Origin of the sequence: Sphingomonas sp. 7/4-4 (genome assembly GCF_027941955.1) — a bacterium.
Classification (GTDB): Bacteria; Pseudomonadota; Alphaproteobacteria; order Sphingomonadales; family Sphingomonadaceae; genus Sphingomonas.
On sequence record NZ_CP115960.1, the window covers coordinates 1,087,717 to 1,110,149 of the forward strand.

The following is a 22,433-nucleotide window of genomic DNA, read 5'->3' on the forward strand; positions in this document are numbered from 1 at the left end:
CGCCTGTGTTCGAATGAACGGCGCGAAAGCCAAACCATTACTTGACCTGGAACCCTTCCCAGAAAGGATCAGCACGATCAATCCAGATCGTGTTGAAGCCCGTTGCGATTGCCGACCCTTCCACTGACGGAATGATTGCAGGCTGATCGCCGAGGTGCGTTTCCGCCTCGACGCGGCCGATGAAGCGGCTGCCGATATAGCTCTCATGGACAAAGCGATCGCCGACCGCGAGCTTGCCCGCCGCCGCGAGATGCGCGAGCCGCGCCGAGGTCCCGGTGCCGCAAGGACTGCGATCGATCGCCTTGTCGCCATAGAACACCGCATTGCGCCCGTCGGCGCCGTCCCCGCGCGGCTTGTCCGCCCACAGGAGGTGGCTGACGCCGCGGATGGTGGAGTCGAGCGGATGCACCGGCTCGAACTTTTCGCGCACTGCCTCGCGAATGCGCAGGCTGAGGTCGATCAGCCGCGACGCGCCGAGATCGTCGAGCCCGGTATAGGCGCCCTGCGGCTCGATGATCGCGTAATAATTGCCGCCATAAGCGACGTCGATCGAAAGCGGGCCGATGCCTTCGACATCGACCTGGATACCCCGCGCCGCGACATAGGCAGGCACATTGGTGATCCGCACTGCGGTGACCTTGTCACCTTCCCGCGTGTAGGCGATGTCGATCACCCCCGCGGGCACTTCGATCCGCAGCTTGCCGGGCTCGGCGGGCTGGATCAGCCCGTGCTCGAGCCCGAACGTCACCATCCCGATCGTGCCGTGCCCGCACATGGGCAGGCAGCCCGAGGTCTCGATGAACAATATGCCGACATCGGCGTCGGGCCGCGTCGGCGGGTAGAGGAACCCGCCCGACATCATGTCGTGCCCGCGCGGCTCGAAGCAAAGGCCCGTGCGGATCCAGTCGAAGCGCGCGAGGAAGTCCTGCCGCCTTTCCGACATCGACGCGCCCTTGAGCAACGGCGCGCCGCCGGCCACCAGCCGGACCGGATTGCCGGCGGTGTGGCCGTCGATGCAGAAGAAAGTATGCCGCATCTTGTGCGTCAGGCCGCCTGCGCGACGCTCAGCGAAGGCCGCGTCGCCGCCGCCTTCTCGACCATGGCGATCACTTCGGCGCGGCGTGCGCCTTCGAGCGGATAGCGCGGCGGCAGCACGCGTTCCGCACCGCGACCCATCACCTGCTCGGCGAGCTTGATCGACTGGACGAGGTCATGCTCGGCATCGAGATGGAGCAAAGGCATGAACCAGCGATAGATTTCGAGCGCCTTGGCGTAGTCGCCACGCTCGAACGCCGCGACCAGTTCGACCGATTCCTTCGGAAACGCATTGGTGAGGCCCGAGACCCAGCCCTGCGCGCCGAGGAACAGGCCCTCGAGCGCGACATCGTCGAGGCCCGCGAACAGCACGTAGCGCTCGCCGAATGCGTTGCGGAAATCGGTGAAGCGGCGCGTGTCCGGCGCCGATTCCTTGACCGCGACGATGTTCTTAACCGGGCGCAGCGCTTCCAGCACTTCATTGTCGATCACGCTGCGATAGGCAGGCGGATTATTGTAGAGCATGATCGGCAGCCCGGTCTTCTCGGCCACTCCCCTGAAATGCGCGACCATCTCATGCGGCTTCGGCACATAGACCATCGGCGGCAGCACCATCAGGCCATCGGCGCCGGCCTTTTCCGCGGCCTGGGCGTAACGAACCGCGCGCCGCGTATCATATTCGGAAACGCCGGTGATCACCGGAACCCGGCCATCGACCACTTCGACGATCGCGGAGAGCACACTGACTTTCTCTTCGAAATCCAGCGAGTTGTTCTCGCCCACCGTCCCCAGCGCGATCACGCCGGTAATGCCGTCACGGATCAAATCGTCCACTACGCGCTGGGTATCGGCCAGGTCGATCGACAGATCCTCCCTCAGCTGAGTCGTCACTGCAGGAAAAACGCCCTTCCAACCGATCGTCATTTGATACCCCGTTCTTGAAGTCGAATAACGTATACGATACGGATTTTTGCGTTGCAATAGAGGAGTGCCGGTGAAGCAGGTTACGATCGTTGGCGGCGGGGTGATAGGGCTGAGTTGCGCGTCCGCGCTGCTCCGCGCCGGGCATCGAGTCACCGTGCTGGAGACGTCGTCGGCGCGCGACGCGGCGTCCTGGGGAATGCCGGGCACATCGCGACCGAACAGGTGGCGCCCCTCGCCTCGATGGCCAGCCTGCGATCGGCCTGGAGCCGGCGCTTCGCCGCCGGCGGCGCGCTGGACATGCCGATGCGTGCGATCGGCGACTGGCTTCCCTTTGCGTTGCGCTTTCTCACCGCGGCGCGACCCGATCGCTTCCGCGCGGGCAGCGATGCCCTGCGCAGCCTGCTCGCCGAGGCGCTCCCCGCATGGCAGCGCGCGCCCTGGGCGCCGGAGCTGGTGAAGACTGACGGCCATTTCGTCGCCTGGGCGGACGCGGCCAAGGCGGAAGCCGGCAAGGCGACGTGGCGCGCCGCCGATATCGGCACTGCCCGCATCGGCGATGCCACGCCCGAGGATCTCGCACGGATGCGGGCGGTGACGCACGCGCCGATCACAGGCGCCCTACGCTTCGAAGGCACCGGCCAGATCGCCGATCTCGGAAGACTGGCGGACGCACTGGAGCACGACGTGATCCGCCGCGGCGGGCAGATCCTGCGCGAGTCCGGCACGCTGACCGTCGAACACGGCCGGGCCCGGATACCCGGGCATGATGCCGATCTCGTGCTCGTCGCCGCGGGCGTCGGCAGCAAGGCACTGGTCGAGCGCGCCGGCCATCGCGCGCCGATCATCGCCGAACGCGGCTATCACATCCGCGCCGCCGCGGATCAATGGCCCGCCGACTTGCCGCCGATCGTGTTCGAAGACCGATCGATGATCGTCACCCGCTATGCCGATACCGTGCAGGCGGCGAGCTTCGTCGAGCTCGCGCGCGCCGATGCCCCGCCCGATCCGCGCAAATGGGAGCGGCTCGAACGCCATGTCGCCGAGCTCGGCCTGCCGATGCATCCGCCGTTCACCCGCTGGATGGGCGCCCGCCCCACTCTGCCCGATTATCTGCCGGCGATCGGCCGGTCGCGCCGCGCGACCAATCTGCTTTACGCCTTCGGGCACCAGCATCTGGGCCTGACGCTCGCGCCGATCACGGCCGAACTGGTGGCGGCGCTGGCCAACGAAACCAATCCCCACATCGATCTGACGCCGTTCGACCTCGAACGATTCGGCGGCAAGGAGGACGCGCATGACCATCGGCGGCTCGACTATCGCGGCGGAACTCGCCGCGCTGGAGCAATGGCCTTCCCCTGCCCCGCCCATCGGCAAAGACGAGCGCGACACGCGCCTGGAACGCGCCCGCGCACGTCTGGCGGCGATCGGTGTCGACGCCCTGCTGGTCAATGCCGGGCCGAGCCTGCGCTACTTTACCGGGATCGGCTGGTCGCCGACCGAGCGGCTGGTGGCGATGCTGCTGCCGGTCAGCGGCAAGCCGTGGATTATCTGCCCCGCATTCGAGCGCGGATCGCTGGAGGCCGAGCTGGCAATCGATGCCGAATTGCTGCTGTGGGAGGAGGATGAGAGCCCGTTGGCACTGATCGCCGACAGCCTTGCGCCGAACGCGGTGCTCGCGCTCGATCCGCTGCTCCCGTTCCATTGGTCCGAGCCGCTGCGCGCATCGTTCCGGCCGGTCTCCGGCGCGTTGGTGATCGACGGCCTGCGCATGGTCAAATCCGCGACCGAGCTCGCGCTGATGCATCAGGCCAAGCAGATGACGCTCGAAGTCCATCGCCGCGCCGCGCGCATCCTCGAACCCGGCATGCGCGCGAGCACGGTCAAGCGGTTCATCGACGATGCGCATCGCGCGCTGGGCGCCGCCGGCTCTACCTTCTGCGCGGTGCAGTTCGGGATCGCGACTGCCTATCCGCACGGCTTGCCCGGCGACCAGCAGCTCGAGGAAGGCCAATTGGTGCTGATCGATACCGGTTGCACGGTCCATGGCTATCATTCGGACATCACGCGCACCTATGCGTTCGGCGCGGTCGATGACGAGATCCGCGCGCTTTGGGCGCTGGAGAAGGAAGCGCAGGCCGCCGCATTCGACGCAGTCGAACCGGGCGCGCCGTGCGAGAGCGTCGATGCCGCCGCGCGCCGCGTGCTCGAACGCGCCGGGCTCGGCCCCGATTATCGCCTGCCCGGCCTTCCGCACCGCACCGGACACGGCATCGGACTGGCGATCCACGAGCCGGCCTATCTGGTTCGGGGCGACCGCACGCCGCTGGCGCCCGGCATGTGCTTCTCGAACGAGCCGATGATCGTCGTGCCGGAGCGCTTCGGCATCCGGCTGGAGGACCATATGTACGTGACCGAAACCGGCGCCGCCTGGTTCACTGAGCCGCAGCATTCGATCGACCGCCCCTTCGCATGAGGCGTGCCTTTCCGCTGCTGATCGTCGCCACGCTCGGCGCATGCGTCGGCAAGCCCGTGCCGGTCGGCCCGCCGCCGGTCGCGCTCGGGCTCGACTCCTTCTACGTCAAATCGGTCGATGCGGACGGCATTCCGGTGTCGTCCTCATTGGCAGTGCCCGACGAAGCCCTGCAGGTCGCGCGGCGCATGATGGTAGCGATGCTCGCGCGCCGCCCCGATCTCGCCCGCGAACTGGTGCGGGCCGGTCAGCGCGTGATGGTGATGGGAGTCGACGAACGCACCACCGACGTCCCCGAGCAGCGCGACTGGAAAAAGCCGGCGATCGACGATCCGCGGCTCACGCGGTGCGAGCGCAAACTATATGACGTGCGGATCGGCCGGCTGACCGACCGCGAATATTGGGGCCGCCGCGCGCGCGGCATGGGCGGGCTGCTGACCAGCGCCGCCACCGAGAATCTGCTCGCGATCCCCGGCACCAAATATTATGGCGAGACGATCCTCGTCCACGAATTTTCGCACGCGATCCTCTACGCGGTCGAGGCAGTGGACCCAACGCTCTACGCGCAGGTCGAGAAGGCCTATGCCGCGGCGAAGGACAAGGGCCTGTGGACCGGCGAATATGGTGCGACCACGGTCCAGGAATATTGGGCCGAGGGCACGCAATTCTGGTTCAACTCGAACAAGCTCGCAGTGGTGGACGGCGTGCGCATCCTGTCCGACACCGACCTGCGCTGGCACGACCCGGCGCTCGCCGCAGTGCTGCGTGCGGTCTATGGCGACCGGCATCGCCTGCCGGGCGACCCCTTTACAAGCATCCGGCGCGCGTGCCGCCGGGACCGATCCCGAAGAGCACCGCCGAGGTGTGCTGATCGGGCAATTGATGATCCTGCGCTGCGGCCGATCTCGGCCTTGCAATGTAGGATTTCGTCTGCTTCCCTCGTCACCCCGGCCTTGAGCCGGGGTCCCGCTACCTTTCGGGCGAGCCGAAGAAGCGGGATCCCGGCTCAAGCCTGTCCTGAGCGCCTGCCTTGCAGGCAGTCGAAGGGGCCGGGATGACGATATTTTATCAATGGTTGTCGAGCTCTCCACCCAGGGGTGTGGCGTATCGCAACCGGCTCTTTGACATTGTCGGACGGATCGATCAGATTCAGGAGATCCACACAGCGCGCGTGCGATCGCTTCGATGTCGCGCAGCGGGCGCATCAGTGTCAACTTAGTGTGAACTTCCATTGAATTTCGTGATGGCGAATGTCCGCAATGGGTGGGTTTCGGACTTCGCACGGGGCTATTTGCGAACTCGGTAGCGGATGTGCGTTGCGTGCGGCGTGTCTACGACGCCGATGATTTCCAGCTCGATCTCCCGAGGCAATATGTCGAACATGCGACGGCCGCGTCCAAGTAGCACTGGTATGTGGTGAATTCTCAGCTCATCCAGCACTCCAGCCTCAAGCGCTCGCTGTGCAGTGTATCCACCGCGGACCTGCACCTCCCGATCGCCGGCTGCGGCCTTCGCCTGTTCCATCGCACTGGCGATCCCGTCGTTGACATAGGTAACCAAGGGGTAGCCCCAACGAGCGGCAGGGCTGGGCGGCCGGTGGCTCGGGACGAAAATGGGCGCGCCGTTATGACTGCCGCCCCAATGATCCATCAGCTCAGCCGTCCGCCGGCCAGCAAGGACGGCACCGGCTTTGCCCATCTCCTTCTCCAGCTCTTGCGCGAGGTCGCCAGCCTTGGCCCAGTCGTGCAGCCGTTCCCCGTCCTCACCCCCGAGATAGTCGTTCTCATCGGCGATATAGCCATCGAGGGACATGGACATGTCGAGTACCGATATGGACATCCTGACACCCTCTGAAACGGAGCTTCCAAGGCGACTTTCGCAGTCTTCCTCAGTATCCGCAACGGGTCGAAAACAGGCAGGGAACCCCTCGATGGCCTCATGGCGGCTTTTCGATCTTCGCGGCTCCAGAGCGGATGTCGATACGCCCTAGTTCTTCCCGCAGGCAGAGGCTGCAACGCCCGGCGCCGCCGGCACGCGGGGCCGCGGCGCGAGCACTTCCCATTCCTGCACACCCACCCCCGCATAGGGGCTGCTACCCGAAGCATCGAATACCATGCGCAGGCAGCGCGTCATCACCGGCGCGAAGCGAACTTCCTCGAATGCGCCGGGCGTCGTGCCGTAGCCGCTTGTCCCGGCCACCGGCTTCCATGCGCCATCCCAATATTCGAGGTGCCACGCCGCGGGCGGCGCGACGCCGATCCCCGATCCGGCTGGCTGGTCGGCGAAGAAATAGACGCGCGACCCGTCGATCGTCACCGGCTTCGCCCAGCGATATTCGATCCAGGGCCGCTTCGGGTTGTTGCCGTTCCACGTGCCCCACATCTCCGGCGGCAGCGGGTTGGCGCGGACCTTGCCGTCGTTGAGCGCGGCGATCCAATATTGCACCGGCACCAGGTTCGATGACACCGCCGAAGCCGAACCGGCGATGTTGCGCGTCGGCTTGGGCGCGGGCCGCGGTGCGCGGGTTGGCACCACCGGTCGGATCGCGGCGGGCGAGACGCTGTCGTCCCACTGCATTTCGTCGATCGCCACGCTGCGGCGGAAATGGCCCCCGCCCATAGCGTCGGCGGTGTGATACGCCATGTACCACTTGCCTTTGAATTCCACGGCACCGGCATGCGAGGTGGTCGAGGAAACCGGGCGCAGCGCGACCCCGCGATAGGTCCACGGCCCCAGCGGCGAGGTCGCGGTGCCCCAGGCCTGGCAGGCATAATAAACCGCCGGCGTGCACGCGCTGTCCGGGCCCGCCTTGTTGCCGGCGTAGAGCATGTAATAGACGCCCTTGCGCTTGAGGATCCACGGCGCCTCGAAGAAGCCGGTCAGCCCTTCGATCCGCGTCTCCGGCCCCTGGGCGTGATCATGTCGCGTTCGAGCTCCATGCCGCGCAGCTGACCGAACGTGCCCCAATAGAGGTACACCCGGCCGTCATCGTCGAGCAGCACGGTCGGATCGATATTCTGGATGTCGTTGGCGACCGGTAGCTTCTGCGAGACGATCGGCCCGGAAGGATGCGCATCCTTCCACGGTCCGGTCGGGCGATCCGCCACCGCCACGCCGATCGCGAAGCGGTCCTTGGCGTCGCTGCCCTTCTCGAGCACCGGTGCGTAGAAATAGAAGCGCCCGTCCGCGCCCTTGACGATCTGCCCGGCATAGGCCCGCGCCGGCTCTGCCCAGGCGAAGACATTCTCGGGGCGGATGAAGCCGGGCGTGTGTTGCCACTTGCGCGACGCCGGATCGCGCGTCGACAGCAGCTGCCATTCGGGCATGATGAAATCGTTGATCTCAGGCTCGGCCATGTCGCGCCCGGTGAGGATGTAGAGCGTGTCCCCGTCGACCAGCGGCGCCGGGTCCGTCGTATAGAAGCGGCCGTCGGCGAGGATCGGGTTGCCCTTCGCAATCACCGTCTCGGACGCGGTCTGCGCGCCGGCCGCGCCGGGAAGCACCGCCAGCAGCGATGCGAGGGCAACCAATCGCTTCATGTCATTCCTCGTCCGGGTAAGGGCCCTTGCCGCCCTCGGCGATGAGCTGGTCGACGCGGCGGTCGATCTCGGGGATGGGCACCGATCCCAAAGCGAGCACCGCGTCGTGGAAGGCGCGGAGGTTGAACTTCGCGCCGAGTGCCTTTTCGGCCCGGGCGCGCGCGTTCAGGATCGCCAGCTCGCCCGTGTAATAGCTCAGCGCCTGACCGGGCCAGGCGATATAGCGATCGACTTCGGTCTCGATCTCGTGATCGGCCAGTGCGGTGTTGTCGTGAAGGAATTGCTGCGCCTGTTCGCGGCTCCAGCCCTGCGCATGGATGCCGGTGTCGACCACCAGCCGCGCCGCGCGCCACATCTGGTAGGAGAGCATGCCGAACACCTCGTACGGTGTCTGGTACATCCCCATCTCCTCGCCCAGCGCCTCGCAATAGAGCGCCCAGCCCTCGCCATAGACCGAGAGATAGGTGTCGCGGCGGAACGCCGGCAGGTCCTTGTTCTCGCCGGCGAGCGGCATCTGGAACGCATGGCCCGGCGCGCTCTCGTGCAGCGTCAGCGCCGGCAGCGAGTAAAGCGGCCGCGCCGGCAGATTGTACGTGTTGATCAGGTACACGCCCGGCCCGCCGCGCCCGCCGGTGTAGAAGGGCGCGATATCGTCGGGCACCGGGATGATCGCGAAGCGGCTGCGCGGCAGTCGCCCGAAATATTTGGAAGCCTTGCCGTCGAAGGTCTTGGCGATCCACGCGCCGCGATCGAGCAGCGCCTGCGGGGTCTTGGCGTAAAATTGCGGATCGGTGCGCAGGAACTTAAGGAAGGCGGCAAGGTCGCCGTTGAAGCCGACCTGCTGCATCACGTCATGCATCCGCGCACGGATCTTGGCGACTTCGGCGAGGCCGATCGCATGGACCTGCTCGGGTGTCTGGTCGAGCGTTGTATATTCGGCGACCTTGGACTGGTAATAGGCCCGCCCGTCGGGAAGGTCATAGGCGGCGAGGGCGGTGCGGGCGCCGGGGATATATTCCTCGCGGAGGAAGCGCAGCAGCCTGGCGTGCGCCGGCACCACCGCCTCGCGGATCGCCGCCTCACCCTCGGCGCGCAGTTTCGCCTGCGTCTCTGCCGGCATGCCCGAAGGAAACTTGGCGAAAGGCGCGAAGAAGGGCGAGATTGCCGCCGACTTCGCCTTGGCGACCTTGGCCACCCCGGCATCGCGCCCCTGCAGCGTGATCCGCGACGGCGTGAAGCCGCGCTTGAGCCCCGCGCGCATGTTGACGATCTGCTGGTCGAAATAGCGGGGCACATCGCGCAGCGTCGCGAGATAGCGGCGATAATCCTCCTCGCGGACGAAATCGCCGCGCGCGGATTCGGCGAGATCGCCCCAGAAGCTCGAATCCGCGTTGAGCGGCTTTTCGTAGTCGCGATACTTCTGCTCGTTGAGCAGCCCTTCGATCTGGCCCTTGAAGACTGCATAATTGACTCGCTCTGCGGGCGAGAGCCGCGCCGGGTCGATCTTGTTCAGCGCGGCGAGCGTGGCCGTCCAGCGCGCCAGCCGCTCGGCCTGCGCCGTGGGGCCGACATCGGGCAGCCCCAGCTTCTGGTCCTTCGGGCTGTCTTCGTTGGGTGCCTGCTGGCGCTGCCGCCACGCATATTCCTCGGTGTAGAGTTTCCGCAGTTGCGCGTCGGGTCCGGGCAACGGCGCCGCCGCCGTCAGCATCGCCGCTCCCGCCAGCAAAATCCCTGCCTTGCGCCAAGCCTGCACGTTCAAACTCCGATCGCCATAATGTCCGCATATAGCGCAGCAGGAATGGTCACACCCTCGGCGAGACTGCGCGCCCGCGCGGCATAGCGCCGCTGCGAGGGCAGCCGGGCACCCTGCCCTTCGATCGCCGCAAACATCGCCTCCGCGCGCTCGAGATGCGCCTGCACCGCATCGCCCAGAAAGCCCGCCGGATCGATCGCGAGGATCAGTTCGCCGCCGATCGGCGAACCGCCACGCCCCGCATCGGCAGCGATCGACTCCGCACTGGTCATGTCGGCGATCAGCGGCCCGGCGAGCAGCTCGACCATTGCCGCCAGCGCCGAGCCCTTGTGCCCACCGAAGGTGCGCATCGCACCGTTCAGGACCGCCTCGGCATCGGTGGTGCTGTTGCCATTGGCGTCATAGCCCCAGTCGTCGGGGATCACCTGGTCTTCGCGCCGATGCAGCTCGATCTCGCCGCGCGCGACGGCGCTGGTGGCGAAGTCGAACACGAACGGCTCGCGTCCCGGCCGCGGCCATCCGAACGCGATCGGATTGGTGCCGAACACCGGCCTGGTTCCACCCGCAGGTGCGACCCAGGCGTGGCTGGGGGTGAAGGCAAGCGCGACCAGCCCTGCCCCGCCAGAGTCTCGACCTCCGGCCAGAGCGCGGCGAAGTGAACGACATTGTTGAGCGCCAGCGCCGCGATGCCATTGGCGCGTGCCTTCTCGACCAGCAGCGGCATGCCGCGCTCGAAGGCGAGTTGGGCGAAGCCACCCCCGCCGTCGACCCGCACCAACCCGGCCTTGGGTTCGAAGACCTGCGGCACCGCATCGGGCACGACCACTCCGGCGCGAATGCTGCGATCGGCGACGAGCAACCGGTAGATGCCGTGACTGGCGCAACCGTCGCGTTCACCCGAGACCATCGTCTCGGCCACCGCATCGGCATGCTCGCCCGCAAGCCCGGCCGCGCGCAGCTTGGCTCGGGCGAGTTCTCGCAGTTCGTCGAGCGTCATCGCGACGCCGGCCGCGGCCTCGCTCAAATCTTCGCGCCCGGCTTGGCGGTGAACAGCCGCACGCCAAAGATCGGGCCCGCGGTGCTGCGATCATGCGGCACGATCCGCACCCGCACTTCCTTCTTGCCCTTGGTCAGCGGCTCGGGGAGCGGATATTCCATGTCGAAGAACTTGCCCGGTCTGTCATTGTCGAGCGTCTGGGTGGCGACCTTCACATTGTCGACGAGGATGTCGAAGTCGCGCTTGCGCTCGCCGCCCCAATAAGTCGCCTGCAGGATCAGCGGGCCGTCCTTCGGCTTGAGTGTGAACTCGATGAACCCGCCCGAACGCGCATCACGCCCCTGCCGACCGCGATAGGTGACCGGGTACGAGATCTCCGAGGTGAGGTTGTGGTCGCGCTCGGGCTGCATCTCCCCGAGGAACATGACGTCGACCGAACGCGCGGCGATGTCCTTGAGCCGCGCCTGCTCAGCGAGGAACACCTTTTCCTCAGCCGCCCAGGCGCTTTCCGAGAAGCGCTTGAAATAGGTCGCGCTGCGGCGGTTGTACTGGCGATAGAAAGGCACGAACTGCAGATCGGCGGGGCGCACGACGCCGCGCGTATTGAAAATGCCCTTCGCTGAATCGGCGGGACTGAACGCCGCGAGCAGATCGGCGCCGACCAATGCCGGATCGGCCTGCTCCCATTTGACTTCCTTCGCCCCCAGATCGGCGGCGAGCACCATGGGTCCGCTGAGCACGGCGATGGTATTCTCGTCGCCCGGCGCCGCTTCTATCCGGAGTTCAAGCGGCAGCGTGATCGACATCGTGTCACCAGCCTTCCAGCGCCGGTCGACCACGGCATAGCCGCGCTCGAATGCCGGCGTGGCCGGCTTACCGTTGACGCTGACCACCGCCTTGCCCGCCGCCCAGCCGGGCACGCGCAGCGCCACCGGGAAACGACCTGCCTTGACCTTATTGAAGGTCAGCGTGCTTTCGGGCGCGAACGGATAATTGGTCTCCAGCGTCAGCGCCGCGTTGCGCTTCGTCCAGGTGACGTCGGCGGGGATGTAGAGATTGACGATCAGCCCGCCGGCATCGTCTTCCCAAAAGATCGACTCGCCATGCTTGGAATGCACCTCCATCCCGCTGCCGACGCAGCACCAGAAAGCGTCATCGTCCACCGTCGAATAGCCGCGCTCGCTGCCGGTCATCAGCGGTGTCATATACGTGAAGCCGCCGGTGGCCGGATCCTGTGCCGACATCACATGGTTGAGATGCGCGCGCTCATAATAATCGAACAGCGCGCCGTCAGGCTGCCAGCCATAGAGATGCCGGGTCAGCTTGAGCATGTTGTAGGTGTTGCAATGCTCGCAGGTCTGCTCGGTGATGTGATCGGCGACCGTGTCGGGGGTGAAGAAGTATTCGCGGTCGGCATTGCCGCCGATGACGAAGCTGTGATGCCCGGTGACACGCTCCCAGAAAAAGGTCGCCGCGGTCCGGCGCTTTTCGTCGCCCGTAATATCGTAGATGCGCGCCAGCCCGATCAGCTTGGGCACCTGGGTGTTGGCGTGGAAATTGGCGAGCTTGTCCTCGCGGTTGCTCAGCGGATCGAGCACGCGGTTGTCGTAGAGCGTCTCGGCCATCTTGAGCCAGCGCGGATTGCCGGAGCGCTGGTGCATTTCGGCATAGCTCTCGTTGAGCCCGCCATATTCGCAGCCCAGCACTTCCTGGACCTGCGCCGGCGTGAGCGCGGCGAACACGCGCTCGAAATAGCCGCCCAGCCCTTCGACCACGGTGAGCGCCTTCTTGTTGCCCCACGCGCCATGGACGTCGAGCAGCCCGGCGAACAATTTGTGCACCGTGTAGAGCGGCGACCAGGAACCGTTGAGATCGAACCCGCCCGACTTGATCTCGCCCTTCATCACTTCGCCGAAGATCTCCTCGCCGTCGACGACGGTGCCGTCCTTCCGCTTGCGGCCGAGCGCGCCGACATATCCGGTGCCGCGCTTCGCCTGCACCTCGGCGAGCTCGTCGACGATGTAATCTGCACGGGTGCGCATTTCGGCGTCGCCGGTCTGCTGCCACATCAGCACCAAAGCGGTCAGATAATGGCCCAGCGTATGGCCGGCGATCGTGTCGCTTTCCCAGCCGCCATAAATCTCGGCCTTCGGCGCGAGCCCGGCATATTTACGAAAGTTATGCAGAAGTCGATCGGGGCTGAGCCGATGGAGATACTTGCGGTTGACCTCGACCGCGGTGGCATAGTCCGACGGCCGCAAGCGTACCGAAGTAAGCGGCAGCGGCTTGACGCCCTTGGGCGCGAACGCCCCGGCGGCGGCAGCGCGCGCAATCCCGGCCTGCGCCGTCACCGCCAGCACGGCGGCTCCGAACATCAATTCCCGCCGGGAAGCGCGCATCGTCTGCATTTTGATCTCCTGAATACCGTATACGATTATCGTTGAGGCTGTGGAGCGTCAATCCTCGAATGGAGCGTCACAAATTCCTCCTCGCTGCGCGGGGAGGAATTTTCTCGCTCCCTTTCAAGGCTCGTCGAGCAGCGAGATTTCGGTGTCGGCGAGCGCGAGGCGGACGAGTTCGGTCATTGCCGCACGGGCGCCTTCGATGTCGCTGGCAGCGATCGCGTCGAGCAGCGCGCGATGCTCGGGGATCGGATCGCGCGGCAGCGCACGCTTGCGCTGCTTGTAGATCGTCGTCCAGGCGATCGCCGCGAGGATCGAACTCGCCAATGCGATCATCGCATCGTTCTGCGTCGCCTCCATCATGATCATGTGGAAGCGCTGGTCGGCGAACCGTCCCTTCTCGGTGGCGAGCCCGTGCAAGGCCATCATGTCGAGCGCCTCGCGCATCGCGGTCAATTGCGCCTCGCTGCGCCGTTCGGCGGCGAACGCGGCGGCATTGGGTTCCACCACCATGCGCAGCTCGAACAGGTCGAACACGAACTTGAGGCTAGGCTTCGCCTCGAACTGCCAGGCGAGCAGATCGGGATCGAGCAGGCTCCACTGGCGGCGCGGCGCCACGCGCGTCCCCGCCTTTGGCCGGCTCTCGACCAGCCCCTTGGCGGAGAGCATCCGGAATGCCTCGCGCAACGCCGAACGCGACATGCCGATCTGCTCGGCATAATCGAGCTCGCTCGGGAAGACATGTCCTTCGGGCAGTTCGCCGGACAGGATCATCACGGCGAGCTGCTGGGCGAGCGAGCCCTGCAGCCGCTGCGCACTGTCGCTCTGGAGCAGCGTGCCCCGCCTGATATGGGTACTATATCCGCCCAATCTGTCTCTCCCGGGTTTAACGCTACCGTGTCCGGAGCGAAATGCAACGGCGTCATACCATATACCGTATAATTTAGTTGAGCTGCCGTCCCTGCCCCGATATGCCGGGGCAAGGGAGGGCACGGATGCAACAGGATCGAGCAGGATGGCGACCGGGGCTGGTCGTCGCTTTACTGCCGGGAGCGCTGCTCCTGGCGGCGAATGCCGATCCGACGCCGACCCCGAGCATCGCCGACCGCTATGCCCGCGCCGATCGATATCTGCGTCCCGAACTGGACAAGCTGATCATAAACGCCGACCTGCGTGCCACCTTCACGCGCGACGGCACAGGGATCCTCTATCGGCTCGGTAGCGCAGGCAAGCGGCAGATCCTCTATCTCGATCTCGCGACGAGCCAGTCGCGTGCGATCGTCGACGAGGCGCGGCTGGCTGAACTGCTCGCCAGGGCGACCGGCAAGGAAGTCGACGCGCTGGCGCTGCGGCTCGAAGATGCCGATTACAGCGCGAAGGACGGCGCCCTCACCTTCGGCGTCGCCGACAGGCAGTGGACGCTGAACAGCGCCGGTGAACTGGCCGAAGCGAAGAAGGGCGCACCCGACGGCGAAGGCGCCGTGTCGCCCGACGGCCGCTTCGAGATCGTCGCGCGCGATTTCAATCTGTTCGCGCGCGATCGAAAATCCGGCCGCCAAGTGGCGCTGACCACCGACGGCACGCGCGAGCAGCCTTATGGCCGCAGCATTCCGCAGCTCGCGGATATCCTCAAGGCCGGCACCGAAGAGCCGAAGATGCCCGTATCGGTGATATGGTCGCCCGACAGCCGCAGCATTCTCAGCTGGCGGCTCGATACGCGCGGCGTCGAACGGCTGTCGATCACGCAGGAAAACCCGCCGGGCAGTTTCTATCCGCGCAGCTTCCAGTACGTGTATCCGCTCGCCGGCGCTGCCAAGCTGCCGCAAGCGACGCGCTTCACGATCGATGTCGAAAACGCCCTCAAGCGCAAGCGCGCCACCATCGTACCGCTCGACGTGCCTTCGGAATCGATCCTCTACCCCTCGCCGCCGGACATGGGCTGGTCGGGCGGCAAGGTGCGAGTCCAGTGGACCGAGCGCGGCTACAAGCAGCTCGTCGTCTATGAAGCCGATCCGAAGACCGGCAAGGCGACCATCACTGCACGCGAAGCGGTCAAGCCGATCGTCACGGTGACATCGAGCAACCTGCGCCCCGCACCCGAGCTCGGCGGCGAACTCGCCATTTCCGAGCGCTCCGGCTGGGCGCAGCTCTATTTCGTCCAACCCGGCGATCCCGATGGCGGCATTCCGCTCACCCGCGGCGATTGGGAAGTGCTCGACGTCGCGCATCTCGACGCGGAGGAGCGCACGCTTCTCGTCACCGGCGTCGGCCGCGAACGCGACCGCAATCCCTATTACCGCGCGCTCTATCGCGTGACCTTGGACGGCAAGCAGCCCGGGTTGCTCACCCCCGAGCCGCTCGACCACGAAGTCGAAGTGTCGCCCGACGGAAAATATTTCATCGATGCGATGTCGAGCCCGACGTCTCCAACCCGGACCGTCGTGCGGGACACGCGGGATGGCCGCATCGTCACCGAGCTCGCCAAGGCGGACGGAAGCGCGTTGTTCGCGAGCGGCTATACCCCGCCCGAACCGTTCACCGGCCTCGCCGCCGACGGCAAGACGCCGCTGTACGGGATGATCTGGCGCCCGGCGAACTTCGATTCCAGGGCGCGCTACCCGATCATCGATGCGGTCTATACCGGTCCGACCACGACCAACGTGCCGACCAGCTGGAATGGCGCAGTTACCGCCGGCGCGAACAGCGTCGCGCAATTAGGTGCGGTCGTCGTCACCATCGATGGCACCGGCACTTCACGCCGCGGCCAGGCCTTCCGCCTTCCTGCCTGGCAGAATCTCGGCGAAGTCGGGCTGGACGACCATATCGCGATGATCCGCCAGATGGCCGCCAGATATCCGTACATCGATGCCACCCGCGTCGGCGTCTATGGCGGCTCGGCAGGCGGCTATGACGCTGCGCGCTTCGTGCTGCGCCGGCCCAAATTCTTCAAGGTCGCGGTCGCCTCGTCGGGCAATCACGACCTGCGGCTCGACAAGGCGTGGTGGCCCGAAGTGTCGATGGGCAATCCCGACGAAGCCGTGTGGGAGCGCAACTCCAACATGTCGGTCGCGAAGAACCTGCGGGGCAAATTGCTGCTGATCCATGGCGACATCGACGACAATGTCCCCGTCACCGAAAGCATGCGCCTGGCGAATGCGCTGATCACCGCGGGGCGCGACGTCGATGTCGTGATCCTGCCCAATACCACGCACCGCGTCGCCCAGCCCTTCTTCTGGCGCAAGCTGCGCGATTATTTCACGCGGCATCTGCTCGACGAGAAGCCGCCGGTGCTACCTTTGCCCGAGCCGGATCCCGCCATGCCGGCGATCGGCGCAACCACGAAATGAGAACCTTCATGCGCACTACCCGTTTCCTCGGCCCCGCGGCCCTGCTCCTCGCCGGTACCTCGTCCGCGATCTGCGTTCCCGCGCTGATGGCGCAGGAGCGGCCCAAGCCGGTCTATCCGCCGGTCCACACCACGCCGTACAAGGTCGGCAGCTTCGAAGTCGCGCTGCGCAGCGATACCCAGACGCTGGCGCGCCTCTCGCCCGCGGCCGAGCCCGCTTTCAGCTTCGTGCCGACTGCGCGCGAGCCGGAACGCGCAGGCGACGGCTACAACCATATCGGCGACCTGAACCTGCGCGCCCGCGCGCCCGGCGGCGAATGGCACGATTTCGCCTCGGCGCAGGCGCGCAAGCCGATCCGGCTGCTCGCGAAGACCGGCAAGGTGATCGCCGCGGCAGACATCACCGCGAGCATGGGCGCCGACGCGCCGTTCAAGGTCGAGCGTCGCTGGGTGAACGAGGCCGGGCTGCTCGCCTTGCGCTTCCGCATCACCAACAGCTCGGGCCAGCCGCTCGAAATCGGCGCGCTCGGCATGCCGATGGTGTTCGACAACATCATCACCGATCGCAACCTCGATCAGGCACATGCCGAGGCGAGCTTCGTCGATCCCTATATCGGCCGCGACGCCGGCTATCTGCAGGTCACGCGGCTCAACGGCCAGGGTCCCGCGCTGTTGGTGCTTCCCGAGAAAGGCAGCCCGCTCGAGGCCTGGGCCCCGCTCAAGAACCCGCGCGAAGCCAAAGGCTCGATCTTCACCGACAAGAGCCCGCGCGGCCAGACCTCGGAGGGCTTTTACGACTGGACCGTCCACAGCATCGGCTATGCCGACCGCGAGTGGAAGGACGCCGGCGAGCAATGGAACGCGCCGACCGGGCGCACCCTCGCGCCCGGCCAGACGATCGAGGTCGGCGTGCGGATGACCGAGACGCCGTCGATCCGCGACATCGAGACCACGCTGATCGCCAGCAAGCGCCCGGTCGCCGTCGGCATCCCCGGCTATGTCGTGCCCGAGGACCAGTCGGCGACATTGTTCGTCAAGGCGCCCAGCGCGATCCGCAAGATCGAGAGCTATCCGGTGGGCGCAGTCGAGGCGACGGCCGGTGTAGCGCAAAAGCGATGGGCCAGGCTCAACATCCGCGGCAGGCAATGGGGCCAGGCGCGGCTGACGCTGACCTATGCCGACGGGCAAGTGCAGACGGTCAGCTATTTCGTCACCAAGCCGCTCGAGCAGACCATGGCCGATCTCGGCCGCTTCTCGACGACGAAGCAATGGTATGAAGGCAAGGACGATCCGTTCGGGCGTTCGCCTGCGATCCTCACCTACGATAATGAGGCAAAGAAGATCGTCGACGTCGAACCCCGCGTGTGGATCGCCGGGATGAGCGACGAGGGCGGCGGCGGCGCGTGGGTCGCGGCGACGATGAAGCAGCTCGACAATCCCGATCCCGCCGAGGTCGCCAAGCTGGAGCGGCTGGTGAACGAGACGGTGGTCGGCAACCTCCAGGTCGCCGACGGCCCACAGGCTGGCGCGGTCAAGAAGAGCCTGTTCTATTACGATCCGGTCAAGTTCCCGGGCCTCTACAAGGACGCCGACAAGTGGAAGTCGTGGACCTCGTGGAAGGAGAAGGACGCCAACGATCTCGGCCGCGCCTATAACTATCCACACGTCGCGATCGGGCATTGGGTGCTCTATCGCACTGCGCGCAACCATCCCGGCATGGTCAGGACGCACGACTGGCGCTGGTATCTGGAGCACGCGTACCAGACCACCGTCGCGATGATGCGCGACGCGCCTTATTATGCCGAGTTCGGGCTGATGGAGGGCGACGTGTTTGTCGACATCCTCAAGGACCTGAAGCGCGAGGGCCTCACCGCCGAAGCCGCCGAGATGGAGCGGTTGATGAAGAAGCGCGCCGATCACTGGCGCACGCTCAAATTCCCGTTCGGATCGGAGATGCCGTGGGATTCGACCGGCCAGCCCGAAGTCTATGCGTGGATGCGCTATTTCGATTACCAGCCGCAGGCCGACGTCACCCGCGAAGTGATCCTCGGCTATGATCCGACGATCCCGAGCTGGGGCTATAACGGCAATGCCCGCCGCTATTGGGACTTCCTCTATGGCGGCAAATATCCGCGGATCGAGCGCCAGATCCACCATTACGGCTCCGCGCTGAACGCCGTCCCCTTGTTCGACGCCTATCGCCAGAATCCCAAGGACCTGCACCTTCTGCGCGTGGCATATGGCGGGATGATGGGCGGTATCACCAATATCGACCAGGAGGGCTTCTCGTCCGCGGCGTTCCACGCCTGGCCCGACATGATGAAGTGGGACCCGTATACCGGCGATTACGGCATGGGTTTCTACGGCCATGCGCTGACGGCGGCGACCTATCTCGTCAACGACCCGACCTTCAGCTGGCTCGGCTTCGGCGGCGACGTGACGATGGGCAAGGACGGCGTGCAGATCCAGCCGAAGGACGGCGCAAGATCGCGCCTGTTCGTTGCCCCTGCGGGCGCGTGGATCACGCTCGATGCCGGCAAGATCGCCAACGTCACCTACACGCCGGCCAGCGGCGCGATCAACGTGATGCTCGACCCCGCGACGGCCACGACTCCCACTGCACGCCTGCGGATCGAAACCACCACCGCCGGGGCCCGCGCGCTCACCCCTTCGACGGGCACGCTGGAGCGCGATGCCTACACGATCCCGCTCGGCACCGCGCCGACCATCGTCAAGCTCAGCCCGCGCTGAACGCCATGCATCTGCTGCAGACCACCGTCCTCGCTTTTGCCGGCTTCCTCGCCGCAACCCCGGCACTGGCCGGGGAGAATGCCAAATGCACGGGCGGCATTTGGAAACCCGTCGCCACCAATCCGTCGGACCCCAATTCCAAACTGCCGCTGCGCTATGAGACTCCGCATTTCGCCTTCCATTGGGCGGGCGATCTCGTTTCCGCCGACGTCGCCAGATCGGCGGGCGAGCATCTCGAAACTGTCTGGTCCTACTTCCTCGGCACGCTCGACTTTCCCGAACCCGATTGCGCGTCGGTCGCCAAGCGCAAGGCGAACGTCTTCATCGACGCCAGCTATGGTCTGACCGGCGGCGTCGACGATGCCGGCAATATCGGCATGTGGATCGGGCCGGGTGGGCTCAAGGACCGCTTCGGGCTCGCGCACGAGCTGACCCATTCGCTCCAGGGCGGCACCGGATCATTTCGCGACACGCCCTATGGCGGCTGGCTGTGGGAGAGCCATGCCAACTGGATGACCACCCAGCTTCCCGAATTCCGCGGTAATACGCATTGCTCGGTGCTGTCGGTGAATTATCCGCACCTCTATTACGGCTCGACCCGGGTGCGTTACTGCAATTGGCAGTTCCTCGAATATCTCAAGGACCGCTTCGGCTACGCCGTGGTCAACGACATCTGGCGCAAGGCTCCCAAGCGCGGCGAGCCCGGTGCCGACAAGGCCGATCCGATCGACGTGCTGATGCGCAATCAGGGCTGGACGCTGGCGCAGCTCAACGACGCGTTCGGCGACTGGGCGATGCACAATGCCCATTGGGACTACATCAATCCCAACGGATCGGACCAAGGCGCGATCTACCGTCGCGAATATGGCGGATATGAGCCGCAAGCCAATGACCGGTTGCTGCGAACCACGGTGCTCGATCCGCTCGACCTGAAGCGGCGCCGCTTCGCCGTGCCCGCTTCATGGGCACCGCAGCGCTGGGGCTACAACCTCGTCAAGCTCCACCCCGATACCGGCGTGGCCAGCGTTACCGCCACTTTCCGCGGCGTGGTCCAGAACACTCCTGCCACCACGAGGCTGCCCGGTCTCGCCGACGAACCCGCCGCGATCCCCGAGCCCGCCTCTGACTGGCGCTGGGGGCTGATCGCCGTCGATGCGGCAGGCAAGAGCCGTTACTCGCCGCTCCAGCGCGGCGCCGATGGCACCGCCACCCTCGCGCTCCACCCTGGCGACCAGGGCCTGTACATGGTCGTGGTCGGCACGCCTTCGCAGTTCCACCACATCCAGTGGGACCAGCCCTGGCATTCGATCTACCGCTATCCGTGGATGGTGCAGTTCACCGGCGCAATGCCCGCGAGCGTCCCCCCGATCGCCGGCGGGCAACGTCACGCTTATGGCGGCGGCTGGGTCGCGGCCGGAGCGACCGTCGACGCCTCAGCCTATGTCGGGCCTCATGCGCGGGTGCTTTCGGGCAGCGTGCGCGGCAATGCCCGGGTCGAGGACCATGCAGTCATCCATGGCGGCCAGTTGCTCGACAACGCCCGCGCCTCGGCGCTGTCGGTGATCCGCGGCAACACGGTCGTGAAGGAGGACGCCCGCGTCGCCACGACTTTCGCCGGCATCGGCGAGTTCGAGCAGAACATCGTCCTGTCGGGCAACGCGCAGCTGATCGGCGACGTCGAGCAGCGCGGCGCCTCCTTCGCCCGCGGTGCCTATTCTGGCTTCGTCGATCAGGCAGCAGCAAGCGATCCCAAGCGCGGCGCGGAGCTGACGAGCGCGCCCGCCGAGGTCACTGCCACGCCGAATTACGTGTGGCGGAAATGAATCGCTCGATAGAGGTGCAACGATGACCGACACTGTCGAGCAAAGCGGCCGCGTCGCGGGTCACCCCAAGGGCCTGGCCTATCTCGCGGCGACCGAGCTGGCGGAGCGCTTCTCTTATTACGGCATGACCGCGCTGCTCGCGCTCTACCTCGTCAAGCAATTGCTGCTGCCCGATCATGCCGGGCACGTCCTCGGCCTCGCGCCATTGCGGGCGCTCTTCGAGTTCCGCGGGCCGATTTCCAACCAGGCCTTCGCCTCGCTGATCTTCGGCTGGTACAGCGGCCTCGTCTATTTCACGCCGATCCTCGGCGGGCTGCTCGCCGATCGCTGGCTCGGGCCGCGGCGCACCGTGATCCTCGGCGCTCTGCTGATGAGCGGCGGGCATCTGGCGATGTCGTTCGACGCGAGCTTCCTCGCCGCACTGGTGATGCTGATCCTCGGATCGGGCTGCCTCAAGGGCAATGTCGCGGCGCAAGTCGGCACACTCTATCCGCCCGCCGCAGAATCGCTGCGCGCCCGCGGCTTCACGCTCTATGCGACCGGCATCAACATCGGCGCAGTGCTCGGCCCGCTCGCGACGGGGAGCGTCGCGGCGCTGTATGGATGGCATGCGGGTTTCGCATTGGCGGCTACGGTGATGCTGACGGCGTTCTGCATCTATCTCGCTGGGCAGCGCCACTTCCCCGAGGACGGACCGAAGCGTGCCGATCGCGTTGCCCTCCCCCGCTTACCGCCGAGGAGCGTCGCAGGACCTGGGCGTTGATCGGCCTGATCGCGCTGACCATCCCCGCGAACATCGCCTATCCGATGATCTGGAACATCGGGGTCGTCTGGATCGACCAGCATGTCGACTTGCTCTCGCCCTTCGGCGCGGTTCCGGCGAGCTGGTTCAATTCGGTTGAGAGCTTTTCGAGCATCGTCGTCGCGGCGCCGCTCGTGGCGCTGTGGGCATGGCAGGCACGGCGCGGGCGCGAACCAGGCAGCATCGTCAAGATCGGTATCGGCTCGGCGATCGTCGGCGCCGCGGCTTTGCTGTTTGCGCTGGGCTGCCTGACCGCCGGGGGAGATGGCCAGGTTTCGGTGCTGTGGGCGCTGGCCGGCTTTGTCGGCATGGGTGTGGCGTTCATGTGGTTCTGGCCGATCCTGCTCGCGTTGATCTCGCAGGCGGCACCGGCCAAGGTCAACGCAACGCTGATGGGCGGCGCCTATCTGTCGCTGTTCGCCGGCTCGACGCTGATGGGCTGGGTCGGCAGCTTCTACGATCGGATGAGCAACGCAGCCTTCTGGACGCTCGATGCGGCGATCGCCCTTGCCGGCGCGCTGCTGATCTTCGCGCTTCGCAAGCCGCTGCAGCGCCTCCTCGGTCCTCGGCAAAGTGCCGATTGAGCCGCGC

At 66.1% G+C, this 22,433-nt stretch carries 16 protein-coding genes and 2 pseudogenes; 9 read left to right on the top strand and 9 right to left on the bottom strand.

The window, feature by feature from the left end; all coding sequences use genetic code 11:
* Window positions 1-37: 37 nt before the first annotated feature.
* Both PIB19_RS05550 and PIB19_RS05555 read right to left on the bottom strand, forming a co-directional pair.
* Window positions 38-1,036, bottom strand: coding sequence for a 4-hydroxyproline epimerase (locus PIB19_RS05550; protein WP_271240003.1), 999 nt, complete (start codon window positions 1,034-1,036; stop codon window positions 38-40).
* 8 nt (window positions 1,037-1,044) lie between these two features.
* Window positions 1,045-1,959: a dihydrodipicolinate synthase family protein gene (locus PIB19_RS05555; RefSeq protein ID WP_271240004.1), complete on the bottom strand. Its 915-nt coding sequence runs from the start codon at window positions 1,957-1,959 to the stop codon at window positions 1,045-1,047.
* 100 nt (window positions 1,960-2,059) lie between these two features.
* On the opposite strand from PIB19_RS05555, the gene PIB19_RS22810 reads away from it, so the two are divergent.
* The 4 genes and pseudogenes from PIB19_RS22810 (at window position 2,060) to PIB19_RS05570 (ending at window position 5,487) form a co-directional block, all read left to right on the top strand.
* A complete protein-coding gene (locus PIB19_RS22810) occupies window positions 2,060-2,416 on the top strand; it encodes a hypothetical protein (RefSeq protein ID WP_336297318.1) in 357 nt (118 codons plus the stop codon).
* Window positions 2,359-3,120 (top strand): annotated as a pseudogene (locus tag PIB19_RS22815) (NAD(P)/FAD-dependent oxidoreductase); the annotation flags it as partial. The gene PIB19_RS22810 and the pseudogene PIB19_RS22815, both read left to right, overlap by 58 nt.
* A 133-nt stretch (window positions 3,121-3,253) precedes the next feature.
* A complete protein-coding gene (locus PIB19_RS05565; RefSeq protein ID WP_271240005.1) occupies window positions 3,254-4,432 on the top strand; it encodes a M24 family metallopeptidase in 1,179 nt (392 codons plus the stop codon).
* Complete coding sequence (locus tag PIB19_RS05570; RefSeq protein WP_271240006.1) at window positions 4,429-5,487, top strand: glycoside hydrolase; 1,059 nt, start codon at window positions 4,429-4,431, stop codon at window positions 5,485-5,487. Before PIB19_RS05565 ends, PIB19_RS05570 begins: the two co-directional genes overlap by 4 nt.
* A 229-nt stretch (window positions 5,488-5,716) precedes the next feature.
* Here PIB19_RS05570 and PIB19_RS05575 read toward each other — a convergent pair whose 3' ends face one another.
* The 7 genes and pseudogenes from PIB19_RS05575 to PIB19_RS05605 form a co-directional block, all read right to left on the bottom strand.
* Window positions 5,717-6,268 carry a dihydrofolate reductase family protein gene (locus tag PIB19_RS05575; RefSeq protein ID WP_271240007.1) on the bottom strand — a complete coding sequence of 184 codons (552 nt, stop codon included), beginning with the start codon at window positions 6,266-6,268 and terminating at the stop codon, window positions 5,717-5,719.
* A gap of 147 nt (window positions 6,269-6,415) precedes the next feature.
* Window positions 6,416-7,396, bottom strand: a complete 981-nt coding sequence (locus PIB19_RS05580; RefSeq protein ID WP_271240008.1) for a family 43 glycosylhydrolase — start codon at window positions 7,394-7,396, stop codon at window positions 6,416-6,418.
* Window positions 7,309-7,968 carry a family 43 glycosylhydrolase gene (locus PIB19_RS05585; RefSeq protein ID WP_271240009.1) on the bottom strand — a complete coding sequence of 220 codons (660 nt, stop codon included), beginning with the start codon at window positions 7,966-7,968 and terminating at the stop codon, window positions 7,309-7,311. Before PIB19_RS05585 ends, PIB19_RS05580 begins: the two co-directional genes overlap by 88 nt.
* A 1-nt stretch (window position 7,969) precedes the next feature.
* Window positions 7,970-9,676, bottom strand: a complete 1,707-nt coding sequence (locus PIB19_RS05590; protein WP_271240920.1) for a DUF885 domain-containing protein — start codon at window positions 9,674-9,676, stop codon at window positions 7,970-7,972.
* 47 nt (window positions 9,677-9,723) lie between these two features.
* A pseudogene (locus PIB19_RS05595) lies at window positions 9,724-10,718 on the bottom strand (Ldh family oxidoreductase).
* A gap of 23 nt (window positions 10,719-10,741) precedes the next feature.
* Window positions 10,742-13,126 (bottom strand): glycoside hydrolase family 127 protein, encoded by a 2,385-nt coding sequence (locus tag PIB19_RS05600; protein WP_336297261.1) that lies wholly within the window; start codon window positions 13,124-13,126, stop codon window positions 10,742-10,744.
* Between the two features lie 114 nt (window positions 13,127-13,240).
* Window positions 13,241-13,990: a FadR/GntR family transcriptional regulator gene (locus tag PIB19_RS05605; protein WP_271240010.1), complete on the bottom strand. Its 750-nt coding sequence runs from the start codon at window positions 13,988-13,990 to the stop codon at window positions 13,241-13,243.
* A 125-nt stretch (window positions 13,991-14,115) separates the two neighbouring features.
* Between PIB19_RS05605 and PIB19_RS05610 the strand changes: the two genes are divergently transcribed.
* From PIB19_RS05610 to PIB19_RS05630, 5 genes are read left to right on the top strand one after another with little or no spacing between them, the layout of a single operon-like run.
* Complete coding sequence (locus PIB19_RS05610) at window positions 14,116-16,467, top strand: S9 family peptidase (protein ID WP_271240011.1); 2,352 nt, start codon at window positions 14,116-14,118, stop codon at window positions 16,465-16,467.
* An 8-nt stretch (window positions 16,468-16,475) separates the two neighbouring features.
* Window positions 16,476-19,217 (top strand): DUF5695 domain-containing protein, encoded by a 2,742-nt coding sequence (locus PIB19_RS05615; RefSeq protein WP_271240012.1) that lies wholly within the window; start codon window positions 16,476-16,478, stop codon window positions 19,215-19,217.
* A 5-nt stretch (window positions 19,218-19,222) separates the two neighbouring features.
* Entirely contained in the window at window positions 19,223-21,040 is a 1,818-nt protein-coding gene (locus PIB19_RS05620; RefSeq protein WP_271240013.1) for an Svx/AvrXca family virulence/avirulence protein, read from the top strand.
* Window positions 21,041-21,062: 22 nt separating this feature from the next.
* Window positions 21,063-21,803: an oligopeptide:H+ symporter gene (locus tag PIB19_RS05625; protein WP_271240014.1), complete on the top strand. Its 741-nt coding sequence runs from the start codon at window positions 21,063-21,065 to the stop codon at window positions 21,801-21,803.
* A complete protein-coding gene (locus PIB19_RS05630) occupies window positions 21,800-22,426 on the top strand; it encodes a POT-type proton-dependent oligopeptide transporter (RefSeq protein WP_271240015.1) in 627 nt (208 codons plus the stop codon). Before PIB19_RS05625 ends, PIB19_RS05630 begins: the two co-directional genes overlap by 4 nt.
* Window positions 22,427-22,433 lie beyond the last annotated feature (7 nt).